The organism is Chloroflexota bacterium (assembly GCA_026713825.1).
Classification (GTDB): domain Bacteria; phylum Chloroflexota; class Dehalococcoidia; order Lucifugimonadales; family UBA1127; genus UBA1127.
In genome coordinates this window covers 1-2,136 of sequence record JAPONS010000024.1, presented here as the reverse complement: position 1 = coordinate 2,136, position 2,136 = coordinate 1, and the positions used below count along the sequence as shown (strand labels likewise).

The window sequence follows — 2,136 nt, the reverse complement described above, 5'->3', positions numbered from 1 at the left end:
GCCTGTGCCGCCGAAGGAGAAAAAGGTGTGATCCACCGCGCGAGTGCGATAATCCTCGGCAGTCCATTTCTTTGGGGATTACAAAGATGACTTGACGAGTGCCCCGAATCCCGGCAGCGTCGGGGAATGGAACCGAAGAAACCTTTCTGGAAACGTCGGGCGGGCCTTGTGTCTGCGTTTGCGTGGTTTTGGGGGGCGCTTTGGGGGCTGGCAAGTTGGATCGGGTTGGCCGGCTTGCCAGACGATGCCGCCAAGTTGCATCGCGGAGCCTCCGACATGATCGCCGCAATTCCACCTCCTCTATTCTGGAGTGTTCTCGGAGCGTCGTTCATGGCTGCCCTGATCTTCAGCGTCATCTACCTGACAGAGAATTGGGCTGACCGGGTAAAAGCTGCTGTCAGGAAGGCGCTCGGACAGGCGGAGAGGCTGGTTTCGACCATCAGGATCGGTGGTGCCGAATATATTCCATTCGACAATCTCGTCGATGTGCTCGGCAAGATCGACATGGAGCCCACGGAGCCAGATGGCACTCGGTGGGGCGCACTGCCCGCTGGGGCTCGGATTGTTTGTATGCCTAACGGCCGCGTGACTATTGCGCTGCCCGTCGATGTAGTTTTGGGCGAAATCTCGATGCCCGCTCCAACCGCAACCTTATCAGTCGATGTCGTGGACAAAACCGATGACTGAGTCTCTACGCTTTCTTGATTATCAAGTTGACACACGGCGGGCCGGTGGGCGCGGAGTCAATGTGTGCTACAAGCGCCAAAGCCCCAGGGGTGGACGCCCCCAGGGCTTTGTTTCAACCGCGAGCCTCGGCCGCGCGCGCCTTAGCTATGTCCTGAATAAGGGATTGCGGAGGTATCGTCAAGCCGGGGCTCCCATGAAGGAGCCTGTCATGGTTAGCCGCCACGTTACAGTTAGGGCGTCTGATGGGGGGGATGTTTTGCTTGAGATTCGCGAATGGCCCGGTACGGGTAATGAGCCTCCCGCGGGCAAAGGAGTATCTCTGCGACAATATCCCCTTCTACCGGACGAAGCGGATGCTCTAGGGAAGGCTCTTCGGGAGGCTGCTCAAATAGCGAGGAACGTGTCCCGCCACTGATGGCTTCGGCACTATCGTTCATCTGTCCCCTCCTCTTTGTGAGGCACATAGTCTAGCCCAACTGACCGCAAACCTATCGCAATTTGTTGGCCCAGGCGAGTAAGGAGCGCCCCTGCGATGACGAAAGACGAGGAGCACCAGATCATCGGCCGGATCGTTAGCGATCTCGCTGATGCCCGGAAACATGCAGTCTGTCTGGAAGAGAAGGCTACAAATATCGCGAAGGAACTGCGAAACGTAGCCTCTTGGCTCGAAGGCAATCGCCCTGTCGGTGCGCTCTTCAACGAGCACCTTACTTTGACCGATGCCGTGGAGTTGATTGTCAAAGTTGATCACGCCAAAGCCGAGGTGAAGAGGCTCGAAGACCGCCGCAGGGAGTTGGGCGTGTGAGGTGCGAGGACCGCTACCCGCCTGAGGTCGCCTGGAGGGCGGCGCCATGACGCGAGGAAAGCCCGTGCTCGACCCGGCCCGTGACCTTGTGGGCGCGACGCCGGAGACGCTGGCGAAGGCGCTGTTCCGTAGGACGGAGCCGCTACGCCCCGGAACCCGACGAAAGCCCGTTGTCCGCGATAAGGTCGCGGTAGAGGAGCCGGCGGCCGACCAAGCGGGCGACGGTATCCCGCATTTGGACGAGAGTTCCTGAGTCCCTGATGTTGTGCTTGCCGGCGAACTCATGGACGTAGCGGTCAAGATGCTTCGGGCTGATCTTGTGGAACGTGCCTTTGTGCGCCCGCTTCAGCATGGACCAGAAGCTCTCGATTCCGTTGGTGTGCGCCATCCCGTCGACGTACTCGCCGACGCTGTGATTGACCGCCTCGTGATCGAACTCGGGCATCCCCTTGTAGGCTCTCGCCTCGTCCGTGTAGAGGGTGGCGCCCGGCTCGACATGCTCGCGGACGAAGCCCTTGAGGGTCTCACCGTCCGTGCTCTCGATCACCTCGGCGCGCACCTCGCCGCTCTCGCGATCCTTCACGCCGATCACGGCGGTCTTGCCCACCGCGCCCCGGCCGGTGCCCGCCAGCTCCTTCCGCTTG

3 protein-coding genes are annotated in these 2,136 nt (G+C 60.6%); 2 read left to right on the top strand and 1 reads right to left on the bottom strand.

Going from position 1 to position 2,136, the window contains the following annotated elements; translation table 11 throughout:
- Positions 1–330: 330 nt before the first annotated feature.
- Positions 331–687: a hypothetical protein gene (locus OXC99_02930; protein ID MCY4623940.1), complete on the top strand. Its 357-nt coding sequence runs from the start codon at positions 331–333 to the stop codon at positions 685–687.
- A gap of 532 nt (positions 688–1,219) precedes the next feature.
- Positions 1,220–1,492, top strand: coding sequence for a hypothetical protein (locus OXC99_02925; protein MCY4623939.1), 273 nt, complete (start codon positions 1,220–1,222; stop codon positions 1,490–1,492).
- Positions 1,493–1,634: 142 nt separating this feature from the next.
- Here the strand turns inward: OXC99_02925 and OXC99_02920 are convergent.
- Positions 1,635–2,136: IS1595 family transposase (locus tag OXC99_02920; GenBank protein MCY4623938.1), on the bottom strand; the 502-nt coding region annotated here is incomplete at its 5' end.

Bases quoted from the DNA above. Each gene is read 5' to 3' on its own strand.
- OXC99_02925 (MCY4623939.1), top strand. From the start codon at position 1,220: ATGACGAAAGACGAGGAGCACCAGATCATCGGCCGGATCGTTAGCGAT.
- OXC99_02930 (MCY4623940.1), top strand. From the start codon at position 331: ATGGCTGCCCTGATCTTCAGCGTCATCTACCTGACAGAGAATTGGGCT.